This is a genomic window from Desulfobacter sp. (genome assembly GCA_028768545.1).
In the GTDB taxonomy this organism is placed as follows: domain Bacteria; phylum Desulfobacterota; class Desulfobacteria; order Desulfobacterales; family Desulfobacteraceae; genus Desulfobacter.
In genome coordinates, this window is record CP054838.1 from 227,174 (window position 1) to 245,393 (window position 18,220).

12 protein-coding genes and 1 pseudogene are annotated in these 18,220 nt (G+C 52.6%); 6 read left to right on the forward strand and 7 right to left on the reverse strand.

Annotated elements, in window-relative coordinates:
• Positions 1-129: 129 nt before the first annotated feature.
• The 5 genes and pseudogenes from HUN05_01075 to HUN05_01095 all read right to left on the reverse strand — a co-directional run bounded on the left by HUN05_01075 (position 130) and on the right by HUN05_01095 (position 4,861).
• Positions 130-522 (reverse strand): annotated as a pseudogene (locus HUN05_01075) (response regulator).
• A 5-nt stretch (positions 523-527) separates the two neighbouring features.
• Positions 528-3,050, reverse strand: coding sequence for a cache domain-containing protein (locus HUN05_01080; GenBank protein WDP83930.1), 2,523 nt, complete (start codon positions 3,048-3,050; stop codon positions 528-530).
• Between the two features lie 3 nt (positions 3,051-3,053).
• Positions 3,054-3,395 (reverse strand): hypothetical protein, encoded by a 342-nt coding sequence (locus HUN05_01085; protein ID WDP83931.1) that lies wholly within the window; start codon positions 3,393-3,395, stop codon positions 3,054-3,056.
• A 171-nt stretch (positions 3,396-3,566) separates the two neighbouring features.
• Positions 3,567-4,205: a flavodoxin family protein gene (locus HUN05_01090; GenBank protein ID WDP83932.1), complete on the reverse strand. Its 639-nt coding sequence runs from the start codon at positions 4,203-4,205 to the stop codon at positions 3,567-3,569.
• Between the two features lie 17 nt (positions 4,206-4,222).
• A complete protein-coding gene (locus HUN05_01095; protein ID WDP83933.1) occupies positions 4,223-4,861 on the reverse strand; it encodes an HAD hydrolase-like protein in 639 nt (212 codons plus the stop codon).
• 147 nt (positions 4,862-5,008) lie between these two features.
• Between HUN05_01095 and HUN05_01100 the strand changes: the two genes are divergently transcribed.
• The 6 genes from HUN05_01100 to HUN05_01125 all read left to right on the forward strand — a co-directional run bounded on the left by HUN05_01100 (position 5,009) and on the right by HUN05_01125 (position 11,616).
• Positions 5,009-5,860: a 1,4-dihydroxy-6-naphthoate synthase gene (locus HUN05_01100; GenBank protein ID WDP83934.1), complete on the forward strand. Its 852-nt coding sequence runs from the start codon at positions 5,009-5,011 to the stop codon at positions 5,858-5,860.
• Position 5,861: 1 nt separating this feature from the next.
• Positions 5,862-6,944 (forward strand): tRNA lysidine(34) synthetase TilS, encoded by a 1,083-nt coding sequence (tilS, locus tag HUN05_01105; GenBank protein ID WDP83935.1) that lies wholly within the window; start codon positions 5,862-5,864, stop codon positions 6,942-6,944.
• 81 nt (positions 6,945-7,025) lie between these two features.
• Entirely contained in the window at positions 7,026-9,014 is a 1,989-nt protein-coding gene (locus HUN05_01110; protein ID WDP83936.1) for an ATP-dependent metallopeptidase FtsH/Yme1/Tma family protein, read from the forward strand.
• A gap of 25 nt (positions 9,015-9,039) precedes the next feature.
• The gene (gene folP / locus HUN05_01115) at positions 9,040-9,906 is read left to right on the forward strand and encodes a dihydropteroate synthase (GenBank protein WDP87865.1); all 867 of its coding nucleotides are present in this window, start codon (positions 9,040-9,042) and stop codon (positions 9,904-9,906) included.
• Positions 9,899-10,828 (forward strand): YbbR-like domain-containing protein, encoded by a 930-nt coding sequence (locus HUN05_01120; GenBank protein ID WDP83937.1) that lies wholly within the window; start codon positions 9,899-9,901, stop codon positions 10,826-10,828. The genes folP and HUN05_01120 overlap by 8 nt, the downstream gene beginning before the upstream one ends.
• 20 nt (positions 10,829-10,848) lie before the next feature.
• The gene (locus tag HUN05_01125) at positions 10,849-11,616 is read left to right on the forward strand and encodes a type III pantothenate kinase (protein ID WDP83938.1); all 768 of its coding nucleotides are present in this window, start codon (positions 10,849-10,851) and stop codon (positions 11,614-11,616) included.
• A gap of 241 nt (positions 11,617-11,857) precedes the next feature.
• On the opposite strand, the gene pbpC is transcribed toward HUN05_01125, so the two are convergent.
• A complete protein-coding gene (pbpC, locus tag HUN05_01130; protein WDP83939.1) occupies positions 11,858-14,161 on the reverse strand; it encodes a penicillin-binding protein 1C in 2,304 nt (767 codons plus the stop codon).
• Positions 14,077-17,829, reverse strand: coding sequence for a hypothetical protein (locus tag HUN05_01135; GenBank protein WDP83940.1), 3,753 nt, complete (start codon positions 17,827-17,829; stop codon positions 14,077-14,079). Before HUN05_01135 ends, pbpC begins: the two co-directional genes overlap by 85 nt.
• Positions 17,830-18,220 lie beyond the last annotated feature (391 nt).

Consider the following 18,220-nt stretch of genomic DNA (forward strand, 5'->3'; position numbering starts at 1 on the left):
ATACACAACAATGGGGTCCGGAACCGCGGTCATCACTGACTTGTAATCCTCTTCACGCTTTTTCAGAGCCGCATTGGCCAGACTCAGTTCCTGGGTTCTGATCTTGACCTGGGATTCCAGGTCATGCTGGAGAATTTTCATGGTCAAATGCAGCCTGAGCCTGGCCAGTAATTCTTCTGAATCAATGGGTTTGGTCACATAATCCACCGCACCGGCCTTTAATCCTTTGACCTTATCTGCGGACTCGGACAATGCACTTAAAAAAATAATGGGAATATCTTTCATTTCAGGATTTGCCTTCATCCGGCGGCAGGTCTCAATCCCGTCTATTTCCGGCATGATGATGTCCAGAAGCACCAGGTCCGGTTTACTCATTTTGGCAATTTCCAGGGCCTGTTCACCGTTCTGGGCCACACTAACCTTAAATCCTTGCCCCCTGAGCAGATGCCCGATGACCTGAATATTTTTCCGGGCATCATCCACCACCAGTATCCTGATCTCGCTGTTCCTATAAATCTGCATTCAGTTTATGCCTTTCCTTTTTGAGCAAGGTACGCTTCCATGGCCTTGTCAAATTCAGTCAAGGCCGCTCCAATCCCGTCCAGCTCAAACCGATCCGCCAGGCCCAGCAATTCATCCGCCCATATTAACAAAGGCTCACACCGACATTCCCGGCCAATATCAGATATCTTTCCGGCAAACGCCTCTACTTTATCTATGGCCATGAGCCGGGCCAGTTCCTTGCCCTGGCCAGCCTGTTTCATCAATGGGGCCCTGACCCCGGAACAAGAGTCCAGGGCTTTGTAAAGAAGATCCGAAACCGGTACAGAGGCCGGGCTTTGGTCTTCATCAGTCATCAAAGTGTAGGAAAGGTAATTGACCATCTCGCCCACCAACTCTGCCCGGGAAACCGGTTTTCGCAAATATCCGTTACAAATCTTTCGGATCTCTGCCTCATCTGTTTTCATGGCAGAAACGGTAATGGCGATGATGGGAATAGACCGGGTCTTTTCATCCTGCCGTAGCCGGGCTGACGCCTCATACCCGTCCATCACCGGCATTCTCATATCCAGCAGGATTAAATCCGGCCGGACTTCCCGGGCCATTTCAAGGGCCTGAGCACCATCCCGGGCCAATAAAATTTCAAGGTCATAGTCCCCCATCAGATGCCTTAACAACTCCCGGTTATACTCCACATCATCCACAACCAGAACCCTGGCCCTGGTAAAACAGACCTTTTTGGGATCAATCTTTTTGCCCGGGCCGGAGACCGGGTCCCGAACAGTTTCAACACCGGGAAAAATCAGGTCAAACCGAGAGCCCATGCCCAGGGAAGAGGTCACCTGGATCCGGCCTTTCATCATTCCAACCAGGCGGCGGCTGATGGCAAGCCCCAGGCCGCTGCCTCCGAATTCCGCCCCCCTGGCTTCCTTGAGCTGTTCAAAGGCATCAAAAATATGGGCGGTATCTTCCTGGGACATGCCCATGCCCGTATCGGAAACAGAGAGGTAGAGATCAACAGAGACCGGGTCCGGACTATTATCTGCCTCCCAGGAAGCACTAAGGCAAATCTCCCCCTGGGTTGTAAATTTCACGGCATTTGATACCAGGTTGACCAGAATCTGGCGCAGCCGGGCCTCATCCAAAAGCAGAAATTTAGGGAAATCCCTGGAAATGGCAAGCTTAAACTCAATCTCTCTCTCCTTTATTTTAGGGGCAAACATGGCCCGGACCTCGTCGAACAAATCTGCCACACTGACAGGCGAATAGAAAAGCTCAAGTTTTCCTGCCTCGACTCTGGATAAATCCAGAATATCATTGATAGGCCGCAATAAATTTTTTCCTGCCCCATAAATGGACTGGATATAAAAACGGAGCTTTGGATCCATAACCTTATCATTTAAAATTTCCGTGAACCCGAGAACGGCGTTCATGGGGGTCCTGATCTCATGGGACATATTTGCCAGGAACTCGCTTTTGGCCTGGTTGGCGATTTCCGCTTTTTCCTTGGCCGTTATAAGCGCCTGGTTGGCGATTTCCAACTCAGATGTCCTGTCCGCCACCCGCCGTTCCAGATGGTCCCTGGCATCTTCCAGTTTATCCACAAGATTCTGTTTTTCCCCCATGGATTGGTTCACAGACTTGATCATATGATTGAGTATCCGGCCCAAGGCCTTGGTTTCAACGGTCCCGGTTTCAGGCATCTTTGCCGATGCAATGCCCTGGCTGCCGATTTTTTTTACCGATGTCATCAATTTCCCAAGAGGCCGGGTCAGGCTCTTTGACAGCAGGGCTGCCAGCACAACAGAGACCCCGAGAAACACCAGGGCCAGTGAAAAAATTTTTTTTCCAAGGGCCTGGACATCCGCCTCGATCTCATCCACATACAGAGAAGAAACAATATACCAGTCCAGGGGTTTAAAATGCCTGACATAGGCCCTTTTTAAAAACCGGTACTCCCCTTCATGGTCCGGGGGGTTATCCCAGATATACTCATACCGCCTGTCCGGTGTCCGGGCGTCAACCATGAGTTCTTCCAGGAGATTATGGCCCGTGGCCGGATTGATCAGTTCAATCCCCCTTACCCCCTCGAGAACCGGATGAACAATCATATCTTTTTCCGAATTGAATATTATTACATATCCGGAATGAAAAATTTTCAACTGGGAAAAGGTCTGCCTCAATTCCCCGATAATGGCCTCCATCCGTTTTTTCGTATCTGCCTCAATATCGTCAATATAGACACCTGTGCCCACCACCCATTCCCAGGGTTCAAACAGGGCCACATAGGAAATTTTGTGCTGGTCCTGGGTAAATCCCTGTTCAACCGGCTTTGGCCACAGATAATCCACATATCCCCCGCCCTGGCTCCGGCAGAGATCCACAAAGGCCACAAAAAGATTTTTTTTGTCGGGAATGGTGCAATAATACTTGGGATCATCCAGAACCTTGTTATTGAGAGATGGCAGGGTGGCGTGCATAACCATTTTCGGGATGGGGCGCCCCATATCGTTGATCCATAGATACCCGGCTCCCCGGTCATACCGCATCTTTTAAATCATATATTTGGCCTGGGTTTTTGCATCAGCCTCGGACAAAAGACCCTGACGGTATTTTTGATAAATCCCTTCAATTACCTGGATTCCAATAGAGACCAGGTGTTTCCGCTCTGCCTTTCTTATATTCAGTGCTGTCTGACGATGGAACTCAAGGCTTTTATGTTCATTTTCCACGTTAAAAACCACTGCATTGAGAAAATTCCTGTTGTTCTCGTCATGAATCTCGGACAGGGTGTTGATATTCTCCTTTTGAACAAAAAAACTGATCCCGGATAGGGTCAGGATAACAATACCCATGACCGTTAATATGATTCGCGAATGAAGGGAATTGAGCATGATCTCCTCCCTGACCAATGGGCGGCACCCAACCGGAAGTTGCCGTGCACCCCTTTAAATCCAATTTAAACAAAGCGTATAAAAAAAGAATATTATGAATATGATTTAAGTATACCTGCGACCTTGGTGCCTGTCAATGCCTGCCTGGATGACCCAGGTACCCTCCCATGATCAGGCGGACAGACGCCGTTCTATGGTGCGGCCCAGGTCAATGGCCCGGTCCCAGATCTTTGACTGGTCTTCCACACGAAAATACCCATAATCAAATGTTTTTGCCTCTCGTCCGTACATCAGGGAGACCCCGCTCTGGCTGCATTGATCGCCTTTTCCACAGCTGAGGCAGGGCAGATTCCCAGGCACAATGATCTGATCCAGCAATTCCATATGCTCGTAATTCACCAGCTCCATGGCCAGGGACTGGTTCACAGAAACGGCAGCTTTCGGCGAAAGGCTGGTCAAAATGGTGGCGCAGAGTTTTCCATTGAGCAGGTGGTTCACATGTCTCAGGGACCAGAACCGCTCCAGCAGGGCTTTTGTAAACCCGTCTATCTGCCCGTAGGGGGTGTAGGCCCCAATAACAATGGCCCGGGCATTCTGGATTTTCAAAGACAGGGCCGGAAAATCATCTTCAACCTTGCAGATATTATCCGTGACACATCTTTTGCACCCTATGCAGGGCCGGACATTGATTTGGCTCAGTTTGATAAACTCGGTATCACATCCTGTCCGGGCCAGAACCGCTTTGATCAAACGGTCGGTATTGCTGTTTTTAATCGGGCTGCCTGATATGCCCAATACCTGTTTTCCCATGTTTGATATCCTTAATCTTATCTGAAAATGTGGTTCCACTCATCCGGGGCTTCAAACAACCCCAGCGACCCTGCGTTTTCCAGTTCCTCCCGGCTTCCGTATCCCCAGATCACCCCGTATCCGCAAAGGTCGTTTTCCCGGGCCGCCAGGATGTCCGAATCCCGGTCCCCGATCATCACAGAGGCTCGGGAGATTTTTTTCATCTCCAGCAGGGTCCTGATCTGACTGGATTTGCTGATCCCCACGTCCCCGCCGCTGACAAAGTCAAACAGATGATCCAGGCCGAACATGGCAAGAATTTTTTCGGCAAAATCCCTGCGTTTAGAGGTGCAGACCCCCAAGGGAATCTCTCTGGCATACAGAGACTCAAGGGCCTGTTTCACCCCGGGATACAATTTATTTTCCCTGTATCCCTTTTCCCTGAAACGCTCCCTGAACTTTTCCACCAGGGCCATGATATGGCTCTGGTCATCCCCGGCAGTCAGTTCCACAAAGGTGGTATCCAGAGGCGGACCGATAAACCGGGCCAGTTCGGCTTCCGGCGCCAGGGGATACCCAAAGGCCCCAAGGGCATAATTGATGGATTTTGAAATTCCTTCCAAAGGATCACTCAGGGTGCCGTCCAGGTCAAATAATACATAGGTCGTTTCTGCCATTGAGTCTTTTTCCTTATTTGGTTGTCCTAATAAAAGACCATACCATGATTTATTGAATCAGGCCCCATATTTCCATGGAAAAAAATCCACACCTAATCTCCGGGATCAGGCATTGCATTCCCGGTTGATAATTTGGTATGAATACCCATGAACATAAAATACGATTTAGCCTATTCCCCATGTCCAAACGACACCTTTATCTTCAAAGGGATCGCCGAAAAATTCATTGATACCCGATCCATGGACTTCAACATAGTGCTGGCGGATGTGGAAACCCTGAACCAGCATGCCGCCCTGGGCAAATACCAGATCACCAAACTCAGTGTGGCCGCCCTGGGCAATCTTCTGGACCGGTATGCCCTGTTAAGGACAGGGGCAGCCTTGGGAATGGGGTGCGGCCCTTTGGTCATCTCCCGGCCCGGACGAAAGATGGGCTCCCAAAAAAAACCGGTTGTGGCCGTGCCAGGACTGGGCACCACCGCCTATCATCTGTTCTGCTTTTACATGGCCAATTGTTTTCCAGGGCTTAAATTCCAGGCCCTGCCCATGGCCTTTGAAAAAATCATGCCGGCAGTCAAGGCGAAAAAAGCCGATTTCGGGGTGATCATCCACGAGGGACGCTTTATTTTCCAGAACATGGCCCTTGAAATGAAAACCGATCTTGGCCTTTGGTGGGAAAACAAAACCGGCCTGCCCATCCCTTTGGGATGTATTGCCGTGCGCAGGGATATGGATCCGGACAGGGCCTGTACTATTCAATCCCTGATCCGGGAAAGTATTGACCATGGATTTGACCATCCTGACAAGGGATTATCCTATATCCGAAACCATGCCCAGGAAATGGAGGAAGGTGTGATCCAGCAGCATATCAGCCTGTATGTGAACAAATTTTCCAGGGATATCGGCGAGATTGGCACCCGGGCCGTGAATTGTTTTTTTGATTATGGGGCCCGGGCCGGATTGATCCAGCCTGCGGACCTCCCCTTGTTTGCCTGTTAAAATGAAAAAAACAGCCCAAAACGTCCAAGCCCGGGTTTTAGAAACCATTCAAACCCATGGGATGCTCAAGGCAAAGGACCACGTCCTTGTAGGCCTGTCCGGAGGGCCGGACTCCATCGCCCTGGTCCGGGTCCTCCTGGACCTGAAAAACGAGCTGGACATTCGTCTGGGACTTGCCCACCTCAACCATTGCCTCAGGGGAATTGAATCCCTTGGAGATGAAAATTTTGTCAGGGCCTTTGCCCAGGACCATGGTCTTGAGCTGGTTGTTGAAACCCGGGATGTCCGGGACCTGTCAGACCAGAATAAATTATCCCTGGAAGAGGCGGGCAGACAGGCCCGGTACGAGTTTTTCAAACACACGGCAGCAGCCAAAGGGTATACCCGGATTGCCACAGGCCACAACTGGGACGACCATGTGGAATTAGTGCTCATGAATCTTCTCCGGGGATCCGGCCCCTTAGGACTCCGGGGAATCGCCCCGGTCCGGGGGACAAAAATTATCCGTCCCCTCATCCAGATCTCCAAATCAGATATTCTTCTCTTTTTAGAAGACTCAGACCAGGGCTTTGTTCTAGACGGCTCCAATTCAGATCCCCATTTTCTCCGCAACCGGGTCCGCAATGGTCTGATTCCCTCTCTTGAAAAAGAGTTTAACCCGGAAATCAAAACCGGAATGGCCCGGCTCAGCCAGATCATTTCCCTTGAAGATGATTTCATGACTCAACAGACAGACCAGGCCTTTGAAAATCTCCATATCCAGACCTGCCCTGACCAGATAAAGATCTCCATACCGGATATTCAAGACCTGCATCCGGCCCTGGTTCACCGCATCCTGCGCAAAGCAATACGCCAGGTAAAAAAAGACCTGCGCAGGATCACCCACGCCCATATCCTGGACATTCTGGGGCTTGCCCGGAAAAACACAGGCCCCAAAAGCCTGGACCTGCCCGGACAGATCCGGGTTTACAAACGCAAACATATGCTCTGCATTAAAAAGGAGAGCCGGCCGTTAAGAAAGTTGGGCAGACCAACCCGGCAGCCAAGCAAAAACCCAAAGGGAAATCAAGATGAAAACCTGTAAACCATCCCTTGTATAATCCTTTTTTATGTTTATATATAGATAAGTTTTATTGGTTTTATTAACCCAAGGAGAAAAATAACATTGAATCAATTTTATAAAAACATTTCCCTGTGGCTGGTCATTGTCCTGATGATGGTCATGCTCTATAATATTTTCAACCAGCAGCAGGCCGGCCAGGCAGATATCGGGTATTCGGAATTTTTATCCCTGGTGGAAGACGGCCGGGTCCAGAATGTGGTTATCCAGGGCCAGGAGCTGTATATTACCGATTCCAGCGGGACCCGTTACAGAAGCTTTGCCCCGGATGACGGAGAAATGATCAAGACCCTTCGGGCCAGCGGGGTGGCCATCAAGGCCAAGCCGCCTGCTGAATCCTCATGGTTCATGTCCATTGTGGTCTCCTGGCTGCCCATGATCGTTCTCATCGGGGTATGGATATTTTTCATGCGCCAGATGCAGGGCGGCGGCGGAGGCAAGGCCCTCTCCTTTGGTAAAAGCCGGGCCAGGCTCATAGATGACAAAGGGGAAAAAGTCACCTTTGCCAATGTGGAAGGGATAGACGAAGCCAAGGAAGAGCTGACCGAAGTCGTTGATTTTCTGAAAAATCCGGATAAATATACCCGCCTGGGGGGCAGAATCCCCAAAGGTGTTCTTCTCGTGGGAAATCCGGGGACCGGTAAAACCCTGCTCTCCCGTGCCGTTGCCGGAGAGGCAGGCGTACCCTTTTTCACCATCTCAGGTTCGGACTTTGTTGAAATGTTTGTGGGCGTGGGTGCCTCCAGAGTCAGGGATCTTTTTGCCCAGGGGAAAAAGAACGCCCCCTGCATCATCTTTATTGATGAAATTGATGCCGTGGGCCGCCAGCGCGGTGCTGGATTGGGCGGAGGCCATGACGAACGGGAACAGACACTCAACCAGCTGTTGGTTGAAATGGACGGGTTTGAGTCCAATGAAGGGGTAATTCTCATGGCCGCCACCAACCGGGCAGACGTTCTGGATCCGGCCCTGCTGAGGCCGGGTCGTTTTGACCGTCAGGTTGTAGTGGACATGCCCGATATCAGGGGCAGGGAAGGCATTTTACGGGTTCACATGAAAAAAAGTCCTTTGGGTAATGATGTGGATCCGTCCATTCTGGCCAAAGGGACTCCGGGATTTTCAGGGGCGGACCTTGAAAATCTGGTCAACGAGGCCGCCCTTTTGGCAGCCAAAAGAGATCATGAAAAATTGTCCATGCGTGATTTTGAAGATGCCAAGGACAAGGTTTACATGGGCCTTGAACGTAAGTCCAAGGTCATCAAGGAAGAAGAGAAAAAGACAACCGCTTACCACGAAGGCGGCCATGCCCTGGTGGCAAGGTTCCTGCCCGGTACGGATGCCGTGAACAAAATCACCATCATCCCCAGGGGACGGGCCGCGGGTGTGACCTGGTTTCTGCCCGAAGAGGGGGATTTCAAATACAAGGACCAATTGGAAAACGAGCTGGCCATTGCCTTTGGCGGCCGGGTGGCTGAAGAGGTCATTTTCAGCCGGATCTCCACAGGGGCTTCCAATGATATCAAACAGGCCACAAAGCTTGCCAACCGGATGATCCGAAGCTTCGGCATGAGTGACAACCTGGCCCCCCTCTCCTATGAGGACCATGATGACAACATCTTCATCGGCAGGGAAATGACCCAGGCCAAGACCTATTCCGAAAATACGGCCCAGAAAATTGATGCCGAGGTGGCTGCCGTGATTGACCGTGCCTATGCCACGGCCCAAAAAATTCTGGAAGAGAACATTGATATTCTCCATGCCCTTACCGATTTGCTCATTGAAGAAGAGACCATCATGGGGCCGGAATTGGATGATCTAATTGCTCAGATGAGGCCGGAGTTTGATTTTTTCGGCCGGAAAAACGTCCGCACAGCACCTGAACCTCCGACAGAGCAGGAGGCCAGAGAGGCAAGGGAAAACGAAAAGTCGGAATCACCCGATGACACGGAAGAAGAAGAGGGGGACATCCTGGAGTTTCCAGGCGCCAAAACGCCGAATGAAGATCCCGAAGATACGGATAAAAAAGAGGATTAATTCAAAGGAGCCTTCCATGCCGGCAATGAATGCGTTTACACTTGAGTTCGGCCGTTTCCGACTTGATCTGGGGTCGTACGCCTGCATTATGGGCATATTAAACACCACCCCGGATTCTTTTTCCGACGGCGGGCGGTTCAACTCTCTGGAAACGGCAACGGCCCAGGGCCGACAACTGGTCAAGGCCGGGGCCCATATTCTTGACATCGGGGGTGAATCCTCTAGGCCCTTTGCCCAGCCCGTTTCAGACCAGGAAGAGATGGACCGGACCATCCCGGTGATCGAGGCCCTGGCCAAAGAGATTGATGTTCCCATATCCATTGATACGGTAAAATCTTCGGTGGCCCGGGCTGCCCTGGATGCCGGCGCCGCCATCATCAATGATATTTCAGCCTTTGAAAAAGATCCGGCCATGGCAGATTTGGCAGCTGAAACCCGGGCGCCGGTGATTCTCATGCACATGAGAGGGACCCCGGAAACCATGCAGGTCAACCCCAGCTACAATGACCTCATGGGGGAAATCACCACCTATCTCCAGGAACGGGTTGATTTTTCACTGTCCCGGGGCATTGCCCGGGACAAGATCATCCTGGACCCGGGGATTGGGTTTGGAAAGACCGTGAATCACAATTTGGTGCTGATCAAGGAGCTTCACAGGCTCACAGCCATGGGGTTTCCAATCCTCATGGGGCCGTCGAGAAAATCCTTTATCCAGCATATCCTGAGCCAGGCCTCGGGGAAAAAAACAGCACCGGATGATCTGGGAACGGAATACGGCACCTTGGCGGCCTGTGCCGCCTCTCTCATGAACGGGGCCCATATTGTCAGGGTCCATGATGTTCAGCGGATTTCCTCTTTTACCCGTATCATTGACGCCATCAGGAATGCCTGATCTGAAACATATCCGGGCCTGCCTGGCCTTTTTATTTCTTTTCCTTGTCTGGGGCTGCACCACAGAACCTGTGGAAACCCATCTGCTGCTGCCCGTGGATTTTTCCAATGTCCCTGAAGATATGGTCCTGACCCAATTTCACACGGACAAAATCGAAATCCGAATCAAGGGAAATCCCCGGCATATTGAGCAGCTCAACAAAAAGACCATCCTTTATCCTGCCGACCTCTACACCGACCTTGAATTTGATCCTGCAGGGGATTCAGACTCCATTGAACAGGGCACCTATCTGCTGCCCGTGGACCGCACCCGTATTCCCATGAATCCCTCAATACACATCCTTGATATCAGCCCGTCCTATTTGAGCGTCCGCCTGGAAAAAAAGGTCACCCGAACCTTCAAGGTCAGCGTGCCCTATACCGGTGATCCAGCCAAGGGTCACATGGCCCTGGCCCCGGCCTGTGAGCCTTCAACCGTAGACCTGACCGGGGCCCAGTCCCTGATCAATAAAATTGTTCAGCTCCGGACCAAGCCCGTTGACCTGGGCAATGCAAACGAAGCCTTTAAAAAAGAGGTCCCCCTGGACCTTGAAAACCCTCTGCTCTTTTCTTCCAGTCAGCCCATGTTTATTGTCACCGTGCCCATTCAGGCCCTGACAGGAACAAAAAAGATTGAGAACCTGCCCATCCAGATTCGAAACAGCCCGGGAAAGGCGAGCATTGAGCCGGCCTTTATCACCGTTGAAATCAAAGGTCCCCAGGAAACCCTTGGGAATAAAGCCGTGACAGACCAAATTTTTGCCTTTATGGACCTCAAAGGCCTTAAAAAAGGAGTCTCTGCCCGGCACGCCTATATTAATATCCCTGTTGACCTGGCCATGACCCATGCATCCCCCCAGGTATTTACCGTTAAAATTGAATAGCCCCAAACAAGGAGAAGCCCATGCTGCTGGTGATTGATGTCGGCAATACCAATACAGTGATCGGTGTATATGAAAACGATGACCTCAAACACGATTGGCGGATCCGGACGGTCCGGGAAAATACGGCAGACGAGTTCAACGTCCTGGCACAGGCCCTGTTCTCAGACAAGGGCATGGAGACCTCTGCCATCACCAAAATCGTTATTTCTTCCGTGGTTCCCTCGTCCGTAAGGATTTTAAATGCATTTTGCCAACGCTATCTCAACCTCTCTCCTGTGTGGATCAATCCCAGATCTGTCAAAAAACTCATGCCCATTCTCTATTCCAACCCCAATGAAGTGGGTGCGGACCGCATTGTCAATGCCGTGGCAGCCTTTAAAAAACATCAACAGGCATTGATCATTATCGATTTCGGCACGGCAACCACATTTGACGCCATCACCCAAAAAGGCGAATACCTGGGGGGTGCCATCTGCCCCGGGGTGATGATCTCTTCCGAAGCCCTGTTCCAAAGGGCTTCCAGGCTGCCCAGAGTGGAAATATTCAAAGCACCGGAACAGGTCATTGGAAAAGACACCATTGAAAGCATCCAATCAGGCATCATCTACGGAAACGCAGCCATGGTAGACGGAATGGTAAGCCGTATGGCCCGGGAAATGGACTCGGCCCTAATGATCATTGCCACAGGCGGATTGGCCCCTCTCATTGCCGAAGTCTCCCAGACCATTGAATATGTAGACCAGTCCCTGACCCTTGAAGGGCTGCGTATCATCAGCCGGGAAATTTGATTGAGCCGTTCTTTTTTGAGTTCCCTAAAAGACATCCCCAGGTAAAACCGACACCGGCCTTATGCACGTGATCCTGGAAAATCATCCTGGCGGGCGATCCCCTATAGCGGCTCAACCTGGGTGTTGCCCCATCCATGAAGCAATAAAGCTCCTGAACGCCCCGGATGCAATCATTTCACTGCCAGGAAAAAATTAAAAATCAGGCCTGCGAGGGGGCGTTTTATCGACGGATACCCGGGCATCAGGGGGGAGAAGCAATCACCCTGAAATTGACCCGGCCTGAGTTGCCGGTCGCATCCATTGCAACCAGCTGATAATCCCCCGGGCCGGGCAGGGGAATGGACATGGACGCATTGGCACCTCCCCTTACCAGGACTTTTTGGTTGAGAAACCAATGAATTTCCCCCCGGCCACCCAGGGCTTTGAGGGGAAGGCGGGCTCGATTCTTTTCCCCGGGCTGGCAGGAGAGGATACTCCCATCGGACAGAGAAACAATCCTGATCCGGGGCAGAACCAGAGGGGCCAGACCCGGACAGGCGTCAGCGTCTCCGGGGATGATGTTAGACCGCTGCCATTGAGCCGGGATAAAGGGTTCTGCCTGCCATGGCCATAGGCTGACAGCCATTTTCTTTACCCCCCCGCACAGGGGGGTGGCCCGCCGGCCCTCTGTATCCACCCAGAGGGTCCGGACAAGGGGGGCGCAGATACCGGTTTCTCCGGTAAGGGTAGAAGGAAATTTCTGGTCCAGAATCCAGGCCTTGTGCCGCCGGGCACAGGCCCCAACCGCCTGGTTGCGCATCCTGGACTCCGCCCGTCCCGAAGGCCAGCATATGCTCTCCCGGCTGACCGAGTCAGGCGGGACGGCCTTTGTTGGGGAGCGCGGGAGACATTCCATGACCCTTGCCATGAGCGGCACGGCCGTCACAGCCCCGTACTGACCGGGAGACGGAGAACCGTCAGGCCGGCCGATCCACACCCCCACCAGATAATCTCCCTTGATCCCCATGGCCCAGGCATCCCTGAACCCATAGGAAGTTCCGGTTTTCCAGGCCACAGGCAACGCCCCTGACAATCGGACAACCCCTTCACGGCCGGGCAGGGGCCGGGACAAAATCTTCCAGATAATCCAGGCCGCCCCGGGACTCATGAGGTATCGCTCTTTGACCGGGTCCGAAGGGGTCAGCCGGGGCCGGGCCGCAACCCCATTCCGGGCCAGTGCCGAATAAAGGATGACCAAGGATTCCAGGTTGGTGCCCACCCCGCCCAGGGCCATGGACAGGTTGGGTTGTCCCTTGAATTTAAACCTAGCCCCCCCATTTTTCAATCTGTCATGAAAACGGGCCGGGCCATAGGCCTCTAGCACCTGGACTGCCGGCAGGTTCAAAGAATCCCGAAGGGCCCGGGTGACCGTGACCGGGCCTGCAAACCCCCGGGTAAAATTCCCCGGGTCATAGGACTTGCCGAACCTGGGCAAATCCAAAAGCATGGAATGGGAATGGACAAGGCCTGCGTCCATGGCCAGGCCGTAAATAAAGGGCTTGAGGGTCGAGCCCGGAGACCGGAAAGCCTGTACCATGTCCACATGGCCCTGGCAGGAGGGGGAAAAAAAATCTCCAGACCCCACATAGGCCTTTACCCCGTTAGTTTTATGGTTGACCACCATGACCGCCCCGGACTGCCCCGGGGGCAGGGAGACCATATAGGTTTTCACCAGTTCAGCCAGATGGACCTGAAGCTCATAATCTAAAAGGGAATGGATCACCCCCTGGCCCGGAATTTGGGCCCGAAGCCGCCTTGCAGCCAAAGGGGCGGCCAGAGGACTTGGAAATCTAAAGGGAATCACGGGTTCCTGACGGGCCGATTCAACCTGGGTTCGGGACCAGATATTAAACCTGGCCAGCCGTTCCAATACCTTGTTTCTGGCCTTTTGGGCCCGGAGCGGATGCCGGTCCGGCCGGTACCGTGAAGGGACCTGGGGAAGAACGGCCAGAAGAGCGGCCTCTGCACGGGTCAGCTCGGCAGTATCCTTGCCCAGCCAGGTAAAGGCACCGGCCCTGACCCCCTGGATATTGGCCCCAAAAGGGGCATGGGTCAGGTAGAGGCCAAGGATCTCATCCTTGGTCAAATGCGCCTCAAGCTGGACTGCCCTGAGCATCTGCCCGAATTTTCTGCCAAGGCTTGGGCCCGGACCTTTACGATTAAGGATTCTGGCCACCTGCATGGTCAGGGTGGATCCCCCGGAAACCACCCGGCCATGGACAATATTCTGGACCATGGCCCTGGACAGGGCAAATGGATTGATGCCGGGATGGTAATAAAACCATTGGTCCTCATAGGCCAGCAAGGCCTCAAGATAAAGGGGTGAAACCTGATCGGGCCGGTACATGTCTTCCACCAGGGGCGGGGGCATGTGTTTTTTTGATTTTATTTTCAATTCCACAATGATCCGGTCTCCGGATTTCACCTTTGACACCTGAACAGGCTTGCCCTTGGGATCCAAGAACCTGCGTGACACAGAGACCCCAAGGCTTTGGGGAGCAGGCATGGTATTGGGATATCCTGCCAGGACCAGATTAAGATAAAGGTCAGTCTTGCCCCTGTTTTTAATTTTAAACCCTTTGGCTGCAAGGCCCCGGCCATGACAAGGGCGTTGCGTTCCTGGGTGGAAAGCCATTCACGATCTGCCAGGGCCGCGTCCAATTCGTGCAGAAACAAGGCCCGGTACCTGTATTCGGGGAAATAGGTGGACAGATAATAATAGGCCGCGGAAAAATCACGGACATTGGATCCGTAATCTCCCAGATAGGTCTCGGGATCCCGCTGGGTTTTAATGGCCAGGTCAAAGGCTTTGACCGCAGTATGCCGGTCCCCGGCAAGACTCTGGGCCACCCCGGCCTGGACCAGGCCCAGGCAATTGCTCCCGTATTTGTCCACATAGGCAAATACCGACCGGGCATCTCCAAGGCCTAAAGACTGGACACGGGCCAGGACAAAGGCGGCATAGGCAGTGAGCCAGGCGCTTTCAGGACTCTTACCGTCCCAGAGGCCAAATCCCCCTGAACTCTTTTGTTTTTCCAGAAGCCGCTGGATCCCGAGACGAATCTTGGTTTCAGTCTCCTCTTTGGAATGAGTTTTAAGCCCCAGGGCTGAAAAATCGCTCTCAGTTAAAAAAACATGGGGAAATAGGCCTGAGACGGTCTGTTCCAGGCATCCGTAAGGATAGGCAAAAAGCTGGCTCACATGGTCGGCCAGATTTATCACAGGCTCGGTACCCAGGCCGGCCCGGACATTGACCGTTTCCGGCACCAATGCGTGAACATCGGCAGACGCCAGTTCAAATACCCCATTGGGGGGGATCTGGGTTTTCCATATCCGGGTCAGGGGCGGATAGGCAGACCGGGTTTCCAAAAACCATTTTTTTTCCATCTCCCTGGATTCTCCGTTCACATTTAACCCCTTGATCCTGCAGGTCATCTGTGCCCGGCCCGGCCGTGTGCCGGCCGTCATGTTTAACCGGACTGCGGTTTTGGCATTTGGCGCCAGCTCCAGAGAGCTTACCCGCTCTCCCTGGAAGGAAATCGGGCCGAACACCTCGGTTTCCAGGGTTAAAGACTGGGGACGGTCTGTTAAATTATGAAAATCCAAAAGCAGTTCTCCCCTGTCCCTGCAGGCCAGAAATCGGGGCATGGTAGCCTGGACCACCAATGGAGAGGCCAGGACCATTTCCCGGTCTGCGGCCCCGAACTCATGTACTGTATGGGCCACGGCCATGAGCCTGAGGCTGCCGTCAAAATCAGGAAGATCCAGGTTAAAAACCGCCCGGCCCTGGTCATCTGTGTTCAAGGCCAGCTTGCGCATGGCCACAATCTGCACATCCGTGGCAGGCCGGTCACCGCCCCGGGTCAGGCTGGGGGCATCCCCGCCGAAACGCTGGCTGGCATCCCCCTCTTTTCCGGCCTCAATGAGTTTCTGGTAAACATCATGAAGCTGGGCCCCGTATTGCCGGGTCTGGAAAAAATAATCAAAGGGAGAGGGCGTTTTAAATTTGGTGAGGTTGAGGATACCCACATCCACGGCAGCCAGGGTCAGCAGGTTTTTATCTGCTTCCACAAACAAAAACCCCTTGCCGCCTTTGGGCGCCTTTACCGTGACCATGGCCTTTTCACCGGCCAGATAGGCTGGCCGGTCAAGAAACAGATCCACCCGGTCCGGCCGGTTCATCTCCCTGCCCGAATCGGGCCGCCATCCGGCCCAAAAGGTAAAAGCAGAGGTCAAACCGGTCTCTGGATTTTCAATTTCAAGCCGGTACCCTCCCCATTTAACCGGAACATTGACCCGGGCCTTGCCTGCCTTTGAAATATCCAGGGAAAAGCGATCCATTGGATAAAACTGGCTGGTGGATCCCCAATGCCATTCCCCGTTTTTAAATTCCCAATAATACTCCCGGTGCTCCCGGATAATGGTGGCCTTAAGCCCTTTTGCCCCCAAAAGTGTTCCTCTCCTGTCTGCCAGGATCACCTCAAAGGCGGCAACACTGTCATTGGCCACCTGGTGGGGATCCTCTTCTGCAGAGGAGATATTCCGGATACCCACCAGGGTATTGGCCGGCCAGACCTGCCAGGATGTATTCCTGACCACCGGCCTGCCACCGGAGCCATAAAGGCTGACATTGGCCGTGACCCAATGGGGAGAGATCACCTTTTCCCATTGGCGTTCCACGGGAATCACCCCTTTTCCGTCATCGTCCAGGCGAATATCATCACTGGTAAAAGAGGTATTGATCAGCCCCTTGATTCCGCCGAACTCAAACCCCGGCCATTGGTCCTTGAACAATTCCCTTGCCGGCTTGACATGGACCAGGGCATTGGCCCAAAGACCAGATGCAGGGGCACCGTATAAGAAATCTCCCTGGAGCCTTATTTCCAGATCCTGTTTTTTGTCCTGAATTTTTTCATCTTCATCAATGACAAGCTTCATCTGCTCGGGCAGAAACTCAGCCACCACAAAGGGGTAGGGTTCAAGCTCTCCTGTCCCGTGGCGGAATTCCACCCGCCATTTTCCGGTCAATGCATTGGCCGGCAACTGCACCTTTCCGGAATAATGATTCTGGGGACCGGCCTTCCAGGTAAATTCCCGGATCATCCGGCCGTCGGGCTGGATCACCCTTGCATAGATGGGCAGGCCAGGAGTCATATTTCTGTCATAGCTGCGCAGAATCCCGTCCAGGTAAACAATTTCTCCCGGGCGGTAGATATCCCTGGGACCGTAGACAAAAAGATCCACCGGCCGGAACAGGGCAGGCCCGGTTTTAAACTCTGAAAGATCCAGTCCGGGCACATCCATGGGCATGAGGGTCACCTGGCTGCCACGGGAGACAGAGACCAGGGAAAGTTTTTCTGTATTCCCGAGTACGGCTGCCCTGCCATGGGTATCGGTCTGTTTTTCAAACAAAGCGTTTCCCTTTCTATCAAACCCCTCAACCCGGGCATTTTTAACAGGCCGGGAGGTTTCAAGGCTCTGGACGAAAAAATCCATGGACTGGGCATAGACCCTGGCATGAATACCCAGATCTGAAATGGTAAACCAGGTGCTGTTATATCCGTACTCGTAAATCCCGGATCCTTGCAGGACGGCAAAATAAATGCCCGCAGGTTTCAACTCCTGGATATGGGTGATGGGGATATTCACCCGGGTCCTTAAATCCTTTTTAATATCCAGATCCCACCGGCCTGAATAAACAAGGTCTGCCACCTTGGCAAGGTCACCGCTCTGGTAATAATAGATATAATTTTTAGACCCGAAATTCTTTTTAAATTCCGCAAGCTTCTCAGGTTTTATCCTGAAAAAATCAATGTCTGCCTGTTTGATATTCAACGTGTCCACGGGCAGCCCCCGCACCAGCTTTGAGGGCAGAAGAAACCCCTTGGACCCGAAAACGATCATGGGCTCTGCCGGCCGGGTGGTTACCTCATAAACAACCGGCGCTGCCAGAATTTGTCCTGATTTTGACCTGAGCCCCTGATCAACCCGAATCCTATACCTTGTATCCGGCTCAACATGGGTAAAATAAACCACCTGGGGATCTTCGGCCAAAATCCATGCCCCTTCCACCTTTTGCCCATTATCCTGCTCAAGTTGGAAATAGGGAGAAAAATCCTGGGTGGAATCCAGGGCACTGGAAAAGGTAACGGCCAGTCCATTTTCTCCGTCCACGGTCTGCTGACCGGCAAACCTGGCCCAGGGCTGCCATTACCAAAAGTGAACATAAAAAAAACAGGCGTAAATATCTCATGGTCTCGTCCTTTGAAATTTGAAATCCCCGGTAAAATCCCGTCTAATTGAAGAGACTGGAAACTCAGTGGTTAACTCAGCATACTAACCTGCCCCGGACCTGAGATCAATATAAACCCGAATCTTGATAAAAAAATTAATATCTTCCCTCTTTTTAATTTTTCCCGGGCAGGCACTCCCTTGGCGAAGCACCCCATGGCCACCAATCGGAAACAACCTGGATGGTGAATCAGGGATCACCCAAATCCACCGCCTAATTTCATATTTGTTTAAATATTGGGATGTTCTGTGCTTTCCTGGCCACCAGGCGGTA

Bases quoted from the DNA above. Each gene is read 5' to 3' on its own strand.
- HUN05_01080 (WDP83930.1), bottom strand. From the start codon at position 3,050: ATGCGGTATGACCGGGGAGCCGGGTATCTATGGATCAACGATATGGGG.
- HUN05_01085 (WDP83931.1), bottom strand. From the start codon at position 3,395: ATGCTCAATTCCCTTCATTCGCGAATCATATTAACGGTCATGGGTATT.
- HUN05_01090 (WDP83932.1), bottom strand. From the start codon at position 4,205: ATGGGAAAACAGGTATTGGGCATATCAGGCAGCCCGATTAAAAACAGC.
- HUN05_01095 (WDP83933.1), bottom strand. From the start codon at position 4,861: ATGGCAGAAACGACCTATGTATTATTTGACCTGGACGGCACCCTGAGT.
- HUN05_01100 (WDP83934.1), top strand. From the start codon at position 5,009: ATGAACATAAAATACGATTTAGCCTATTCCCCATGTCCAAACGACACC.
- tilS (WDP83935.1), top strand. From the start codon at position 5,862: ATGAAAAAAACAGCCCAAAACGTCCAAGCCCGGGTTTTAGAAACCATT.
- folP (WDP87865.1), top strand. From the start codon at position 9,040: ATGAATGCGTTTACACTTGAGTTCGGCCGTTTCCGACTTGATCTGGGG.
- HUN05_01120 (WDP83937.1), top strand. From the start codon at position 9,899: ATGCCTGATCTGAAACATATCCGGGCCTGCCTGGCCTTTTTATTTCTT.
- HUN05_01125 (WDP83938.1), top strand. From the start codon at position 10,849: ATGCTGCTGGTGATTGATGTCGGCAATACCAATACAGTGATCGGTGTA.
- pbpC (WDP83939.1), bottom strand. From the start codon at position 14,161: ATGCCTGCTCCCCAAAGCCTTGGGGTCTCTGTGTCACGCAGGTTCTTG.